Origin of the sequence: Streptomyces viridochromogenes DSM 40736, from assembly GCF_000158955.1 — a bacterium.
GTDB classification, from domain to species: Bacteria; Actinomycetota; Actinomycetes; order Streptomycetales; family Streptomycetaceae; genus Streptomyces; species Streptomyces venetus.
On record NZ_GG657757.1, the window covers coordinates 8,020,553 to 8,027,944 of the forward strand.

The following is a 7,392-nucleotide window of genomic DNA, read 5'->3' on the forward strand; positions in this document are numbered from 1 at the left end:
GCGGGTGCGTCGTGGTTTGTCGCGCCCCGCGGCGAAGCCGCTGATCGATACAGCCCCGCGCCCCTCGGGGGCGTTCAGGCTCAGCCTCCTTGGAAGGAGCTCCCCAGGTGACCGCACAACTCCTGGACGGCAAGTCCACTGCTGCCACCATCCGGCGTGAACTCGCCGAGCGCGTGGCGAAGTTGACCGCCCTCACCGGTCGGGCGCCTGGCCTTGGCACCGTCCTGGTCGGCGACGACCCGGGCAGTCACGCGTACGTCGGTGGCAAGCACCGTGACTGTGCCCAGGTGGGTATCGCCTCCATACGGCGGGAGCTGGCCGCTGATGCCTCGCAGCGGCAGGTCGAGGAGGCGATCGACGAGCTCAATGCCGATCCCGCCTGCACCGGCTACATCGTGCAGCTGCCGTTGCCGGGTCATCTCGACGCGGGCGCCGTGCTGGAGCGCATGGACCCGGCCAAGGACGCCGACGGACTGCACCCCGTCAACCTCGGCCGCCTCGTCCTCGGCGCCGAGGCTCCGCTGCCGTGCACCCCGCGCGGCATCGTCGAACTGCTCCGGCGCCACGACGTGCCGCTCGCCGGAGCGCGGGTGTGTGTGATCGGCCGGGGCATCACGGTCGGACGGCCCATCGGACTCCTGCTCACCCGCCGGTCCGAGAACGCCACCGTCACCCTCTGCCACACCGGAACCAAGGGCCTGGCCTGGCACCTGCGCGAGGCGGACATCGTCGTCGCGGCCGCCGGCTCGCCCGGGCTGATCACCAAGGACATGCTGCGCCCCGGCGCGGCCGTCCTGGACGTCGGCATCACCCGCACCGGCCAGGGGCTGGTCGGAGACATCCATCCGGACGCCACCCAGGTCGCCGGATGGCTCGCGCCGATGCCCGGGGGAGTGGGCCCCATGACCCGGGCCATGCTGCTCGCCAATGTCGTCGAGGCCGCCGAGAGGAACGCGAACGCCGTATGAACGCGCTGAACACACCGCTGGCGGAGCTGGACCCGGAGGTCCACGCCGCGCTCCGCGCCGAGCTGCACCGCCAGCAGTCCACCCTGGAGATGATCGCCTCCGAGAACTTCGCGCCCTCCGCCGTGATGGAGGCCCAGGGCTCGGTCGCGACCAACAAATACGCCGAGGGCTACCCGGGCCGCCGCTACTACGGCGGTTGCGAACACGTCGACGTCACCGAGCGGCTGGCCATCGAGCGGATCAAGTCCCTCTTCGGCGCGGGCTTCGCCAACGTGCAGCCGCACTCGGGCGCCCAGGCGAACACGGCCGTCTTCTTCGCCCTGCTCCAGCCCGGCGACACCGTCCTCGGCCTCGATCTCGCGCACGGCGGGCACCTCACCCACGGCATGCGCATCAACTACAGCGGCAAGATGCTGAACGTCGTGCCATACCACGTCTGCGAGACGGACCACCTCGTCGACATGGACGAGGTCGAGCGGCTGGCCAAGGAACACCGCCCCAAGGTGATCATCGCGGGCTGGTCGGCGTACCCGAGGCAGCTGGACTTCGCGGCCTTCCGCAGGATCGCCGACGAGGTGGGCGCCCTGCTGATGGTCGACATGGCGCACTTCGCCGGTCTGGTGGCGGCGGGCCTGCACCCCAGCCCCGTACCGCACGCCCACGGCACGACCACGACGACGCACAAGACGCTCGGCGGTCCCCGCGGTGGTGTCATCCTCACCAACGAGGCCGACCTCGCCAAGAAGATCAACTCGGCGGTGTTCCCCGGCATGCAGGGCGGCCCCCTGGAACATGTCATCGCCGCGAAGGCGGTGTCCTTCAAGGTCGCCGCGTCACCGGAGTTCGCCGAGCGCCAGGCCCGCACCCTCGCGGGCGCCCGCATCCTCGCCGAACGCCTCACCCGGGCGGACACGTCGGCGGCCGGGGTGAAGGTGCTCACCGGAGGCACGGACGTCCACCTCGTCCTGGTCGACCTGCGCGACTCGGAACTGGACGGCCGCCAGGCCGAGGACCTGCTCCACGAGATCGGCATCACCGTCAACCGCAACGCCGTGCCCTTCGACCCGCGCCCGCCCATGGTCACCTCGGGCCTGCGCATCGGCACCCCGGCCCTGGCCACCCGCGGCTTCACCGAGGCGGACTTCGCCGAGGTCGCGGACGTGATCGCCCTCGCCCTGCAGCCGGAGCCGGACGTGGGCGCCCTGCGCGCCCGCACCGAGGCCCTCGCCGCCAAGCACCCGCTCTACCCCCACCTGTCCGAGGACGGAGACGCCCGATGAGCCCCCGCACCCCCGGCGCCGAGCTCCCCGAACACCCCGACTGGCTGTGGCGCAACCCCGAGCCGAAGCGCTCCTACGACGTCGTCATCGTCGGCGGCGGCGGCCACGGCCTGGCCACCGCCCACTACCTGGCGAAGAACCACGGCATCACCGACGTGGCCGTACTGGAGAAGGGCTGGCTGGCGGGCGGCAACATGGCCCGCAACACCACGATCATCCGCTCCAACTACCTCTGGGACGAGAGCACCGGCATCTACGAGCACGCCCTCAAGCTGTGGGAAGGCCTGGCGGACGAGCTCGACTACCCGATCCTGTTCTCCCAGCGCGGCGTACTGAACCTCGCCCACAGCCTCCAGGACGTCCGCGACAGCGTGCGCCGCGTCGAGGCCAACCGGCTGGGCGGCGTGGACGCCGAATGGCTCGACGCGGACGGCGTCAAGGACGTCTGCCCGATCGTCAACACCTCCCCGGATGTGCGCTACCCCGTCCTGGGCGCCACCTACCAGCCGCGCGCCGGCATCGCCAAACACGACCACGTCGCGTGGGGCCTGGCCCGCTCCGCCGACGCCGCCGGCATCGACATCATCCAGAACTGCGAGGTCACCGGCCTCGACGTGGTCTCAGGCCGGGTGGTCGGAGTACAGACCACCCGTGGGCCGATCGCGGCGGGCAAGGTGGCCCTGTGCTCGGCGGGCCACACCTCGGTGCTGGCGGCGATGGCAGGCGTCGAACTCCCGCTCCAGAGCCACCCGTTGCAGGCGCTGGTGTCGGAGCTGCTGGAGCCGGTCCACCCGACGGTCGTCATGTCCAACGCGGTCCACGTGTACGTCAGTCAGGCCCACAAGGGCGAGCTGGTGATGGGCGCGGGCATCGACGCGTACAACTCCTACACCCAGCGCGGCGCCTTCCACATCATCGAGGAGCAGATGGCGGCGGCCCTGGAACTCTTCCCGGTCTTCGCCCGCGCCCACGTGCTGCGCACCTGGGGCGGCATCGTCGACGTCAGCCCCGACGCCTCACCGATCGTCGGCCTCAGCCCCGTCGACAACCTCTACCTCAACTGCGGCTGGGGAACCGGCGGTTTCAAGGCCACCCCGGGCGTCGGCTGGGTCTACGCCCACACCATCGCCCATGACACACCGCATCCGCTGAACGCCCCCTTCTCGCTCGACCGTTTCACCACCGGCGCGCTCGTCGACGAGCACGGCGCGGCCGCGGTGGCCCACTAGGACCACTAGGGAGCCGACCCATGCTGCTGATCCCCTGCCCGTGGTGCGGGCCCCGCGACGAGGCCGAGTTCCACTACGGCGGCCAGGCCCACGTGCCGTACCCGCAGGACCCGTCCTCCCTCACCGACGAGGAGTGGGCCCGCTACCTCTTCTTCCGCGACAACCCGAGGGGCCCCTTCGCCGAGCGCTGGAGCCACACGGCGGGCTGCCGCCGCTGGTTCAACGCCGTGCGCGACACGTCGACGAACGAGATCCTGACGGTCTACCGTGCGGGGGAGCAGCGCCCGGTCGCATTCCAGCCGAGTCCGGCACACCCAGCCCGTCCGGCGTTTGAGGACGAGGCCGTTCAGGCCGAAGGGGGGCCTGGGGGCACAGCCCCCAGCGGGGTCGAAGGGGCGCAGCCCCTTCACGAGGGGAAGGGCAGGGGCGGCGGGGGCGAATCCACCCAGCCTTTCCGCCACCCCACCCGCGGCCGAATCCACCGCGACGAGCCCTTGACCTTCACCTTCGACGGCACTGAATACCAAGGCTACAAGGGCGACACCCTCGCCTCCGCCCTGCTCGCCAACGGCGTCATCCAGACCGGCACCAGCATCAAACTGGGCCGTCCCCGCGGCATCTTCTCGGCCGGCGTCGAGGAACCCAACGCGGTCGTCCAGATCGAGGAGCCGTTCCCCGAGCCGATGCTCCCCGCCACCACCGTCGAGCTCCACGACGGCCTCGTCGCGACCGGTCTCCCCGGCCAGGGCCGCCTCGCCACCACACCGGACCCGGCCCGCTACGACGCCGTGCACACCCACTGCGACCTGCTCGTCGTCGGCGCGGGCCCGGCGGGCCTCGCCGCGGCGTCAGCCGCCGTACGCTCAGGCGCCCGCGTCATCCTCGCCGACGACCAGCCGGAACCCGGCGGCAGCCTCCTCGGCACCGGCGAACTCCTCGACTGGGTGGACGAGACGGCCGCCCGCCTCGACGCCGCCCCCGACATCCGCGTCCTGCGCCGCACCACCGTCTTCGGCTACTACGACGACAACCACCTCCTCGCCGTGGAGCGCCGCACCCACCACCTCGGCGCCGAGGCGCCCGACCACCTCTCCCGCGAACGCGTCTGGCGCATCCGAGCCCGCCGCGTCGTCCTCGCCACCGGAGCCCACGAACGTTCGCTGGCCTTCGCCGACAACGACCGCCCCGGCGTGATGCTGGCCGCCTCCGCCCGTACCCACCTCCATCGCCACGGTGTGCTGCCCGGCCGCCACGCGGTCGTCTTCACCACCAACGACAGTGCCTACGCGACGGCCTTGGACCTCACCGCGGCGGGCGTGGCCGTCGAGGCCGTCGTCGACACCCGCCCCGAGCCGGGGGAGTGGGCGGAGCGGGCCCGGCAGGCCGGCATCGAGGTGCTGCCCGGCCACGCCGTGATCGCCACGGAGGGCGCTCCCCGTCTCACCGCCGTGACCGTCGCGCCGTACGGAGAGACGACAGGCCGGCGGGAGTTCGCCGCCGACCTGCTGCTGGTCTCCGGCGGCTGGAACCCGGTGGCGCACCTGTTCAGCCAGGCGGGCGGCAAGCTCCGCTACGACGAGGAACTCGGCACCTTCGTCCCCGACGCCTCCCGGCAGGCCGTCGAGGTCGCGGGCGGCGCGAGCGGCGTCTTCGACCTGGCGCGGGTTCTCGCCCAGGGGGCCGCCGCAGGCGCCCGCGCGATCGAGACCGAGGGCTACACCGCCGAGGCTCCGCCTCTGCCCCGGGTGCCCGCGCACCCGCAGACGCCGCCCATGCGCGTCTTCACCGTCCCCGGCCGGGAAGGCGCCCCGCGCTTCGTCGACCTCCAACGCGACGTCACCGTCGACGACCTGGCCCGCGCGACCGGCGCCGGTATGCGCTCGGTCGAGCACACCAAGCGCTACACCACGGCCGGCACGGCCAACGACCAGGGCAAGACCTCGGGCGTCCTGGCCAGTGGCACGGTCGCCGAACTGCTCGGCGTGGACGTCTCGGCGCTCGGCACGACCACGTTCCGTCCGCCCTACACGCCGGTCTCCTTCGCCGCCCTCGCGGGCCGCGACCGCGGCGCGCTGAGCGACCCGGTCCGTACGACAGCCCTCCACGCTTGGCACGTCGCGCACGGCGCGCTCTTCGAGAACGTCGGCCAGTGGAAGCGCCCCTGGTACTACCCGCGGGACGGTGAGGACATGGAGACGGCGGTGCTGCGCGAGTGCGCCGCCGCCCGTGAGGGCGTCGCCTTCATGGACGCCTCCACCCTCGGCAAGATCGACGTCCAGGGCCCGGACGCCGACGTCTTCCTCGACCTGCTCTACACCAACATGATGAGCACCCTGAAGGTCGGCATGATCCGCTACGGCGTGATGTGCCGCCCGGACGGGATGGTCTTCGACGACGGCACCGTCATCCGCCTCGCACGGGACCGCTTCACGGTCACCACGACCACGGGCAACGCGGCCGCCGTGCTGGACTGGATGGAGGAGTGGCTCCAGACGGAGTGGCCCGAACTGCGCGTCCACTGCACCTCCGTGACCGAACAGTGGGCCACCGTCGCCCTGGTCGGCCCGAAGTCCCGCGAGGTCCTCGGCCTCCTCGCGCCCCGACTGGCGGTCGCCAACGACGACTTCCCGTTCATGGCGTGGCGGGACACGACCGTCGCGGGCATCGACGCCCGGGTCTGCCGGATCAGCTTCTCCGGTGAACTCGCCTACGAGATCAACGTGTCACCGTGGGAGGCCCTCACCCTGTGGGAGGCGCTGCACGAGGCCGGTGCCCCGTACGGCATCACCCCCTACGGCACGGAGACGATGCACGTCCTGCGCGCGGAGAAGGGCTATCCGATCGTCGGGCAGGACACCGACGGCACCGTGACACCGCAGGACCTCGGCATGAACTGGGTGGTGTCGAAGAAGAAGCGGGACTTCATCGGCAAGCGCTCCTATGCCCGTGCCGACACCGCCCGCCCTGACCGCAAGCACCTGGTCGGGCTGCTCCCGGAGGACCCGGGCACCTTCCTCCCCGAGGGCACGCACCTGGTCGCCGGCGGTGTGCTGCCCGAACCGCCCGTTCCGATGCTCGGCCACGTCACGTCCAGTTACCGCAGCGCGGCCCTCGGCAGGACCTTCGCGCTCGCGCTGGTCAAGGGCGGCCGGGACCGCATCGGCGAGCGACTCTACGCACCCGTGGGCGACCGGCTGGTCCCGGTGACCGTCGCGAGTCCCGTCCTCTACGACCCCGAGGGAGCCCGCCGCGATGGCTGACACCGCCCTGACCGTCCCGCTCCGCAGCCCGCTGGCGCACGCCGCCGGCCGGCTGGCCGCCGTGACCCGCACCTCCGGGGGCGCGGTCCGGCTGGCGGAACTCCCCTTCCTGACCCAGGTGAACGTGCGCCTCGACCCCAAGGGCGCGGCGGCGGACGCCGTGGGGCTGGCGCTGGGGCTCCCCCTGCCCGTCGAACCCGACACCGTCGTCCGCGCCGGGGAACAGACCGCGCTGTGGCTCGGCCCCGACGAGTGGCTCGTGGTGGGTCCGCCCGGCGGTCAGCGGGAACTGGAGAGCCGGATCCGCGACGCCGCGGGCGACGAGCCCGTGTCCGTCACCGACGTCTCTGCCCAGCGCACCACGCTCCTCGTGGCGGGCCCCCGGGCCCACGACCTGCTGGCCCACGGCTGCTCGCTGGATCTGCACCCGCGGGTCTTCGGCCCGGGCCGCTGCGCCCAGACGACCCTGGGCCGCACCCAGGTCGTCCTCGTCGCCCGTGACGACCCCGGGGCCGGTTTCTGGGTCCTGGTCCGTTCGTCGTTCGCCGGCTACCTGACGGACTGGCTGCTGGACGCGGCCGTGGAGTGGACGGGCTGACGCCGGCACCACGCGAGCGGCGGTCGGTGATCCGGTGTCCGGATCACCGACCGCCGC

At 72.3% G+C, this 7,392-nt stretch carries 5 protein-coding genes; all 5 read left to right on the top strand.

The window, feature by feature from the left end; translation table 11 throughout:
- Positions 1-107: 107 nt before the first annotated feature.
- The 5 genes from SSQG_RS35135 to SSQG_RS35155 are packed head-to-tail and all read left to right on the top strand — an operon-like array spanning position 108 to position 7,335.
- Positions 108-968 carry a bifunctional methylenetetrahydrofolate dehydrogenase/methenyltetrahydrofolate cyclohydrolase gene (locus tag SSQG_RS35135; protein ID WP_003994756.1) on the top strand — a complete coding sequence of 287 codons (861 nt, stop codon included), beginning with the start codon at positions 108-110 and terminating at the stop codon, positions 966-968.
- Positions 965-2,248, top strand: coding sequence for a serine hydroxymethyltransferase (gene glyA, locus SSQG_RS35140; protein WP_003994757.1), 1,284 nt, complete (start codon positions 965-967; stop codon positions 2,246-2,248). Before SSQG_RS35135 ends, glyA begins: the two co-directional genes overlap by 4 nt.
- Positions 2,245-3,477: a sarcosine oxidase subunit beta family protein gene (locus SSQG_RS35145; protein ID WP_003994758.1), complete on the top strand. Its 1,233-nt coding sequence runs from the start codon at positions 2,245-2,247 to the stop codon at positions 3,475-3,477. The genes glyA and SSQG_RS35145 overlap by 4 nt, the downstream gene beginning before the upstream one ends.
- Positions 3,478-3,497: 20 nt before the next feature.
- Positions 3,498-6,737, top strand: a complete 3,240-nt coding sequence (locus SSQG_RS35150; protein ID WP_003994759.1) for a sarcosine oxidase subunit delta family protein — start codon at positions 3,498-3,500, stop codon at positions 6,735-6,737.
- Positions 6,730-7,335, top strand: coding sequence for a sarcosine oxidase subunit gamma (locus tag SSQG_RS35155; protein WP_003994760.1), 606 nt, complete (start codon positions 6,730-6,732; stop codon positions 7,333-7,335). The genes SSQG_RS35150 and SSQG_RS35155 overlap by 8 nt, the downstream gene beginning before the upstream one ends.
- Positions 7,336-7,392 lie beyond the last annotated feature (57 nt).

Excerpts from the sequence above, each read along its gene's own strand:
- SSQG_RS35145 (WP_003994758.1), top strand. The coding sequence starts at position 2,245 with ATGAGCCCCCGCACCCCCGGCGCCGAGCTCCCCGAACACCCCGACTGG.
- glyA (WP_003994757.1), top strand. The coding sequence starts at position 965 with ATGAACGCGCTGAACACACCGCTGGCGGAGCTGGACCCGGAGGTCCAC.
- SSQG_RS35155 (WP_003994760.1), top strand. The coding sequence starts at position 6,730 with ATGGCTGACACCGCCCTGACCGTCCCGCTCCGCAGCCCGCTGGCGCAC.
- SSQG_RS35150 (WP_003994759.1), top strand. The coding sequence starts at position 3,498 with ATGCTGCTGATCCCCTGCCCGTGGTGCGGGCCCCGCGACGAGGCCGAG.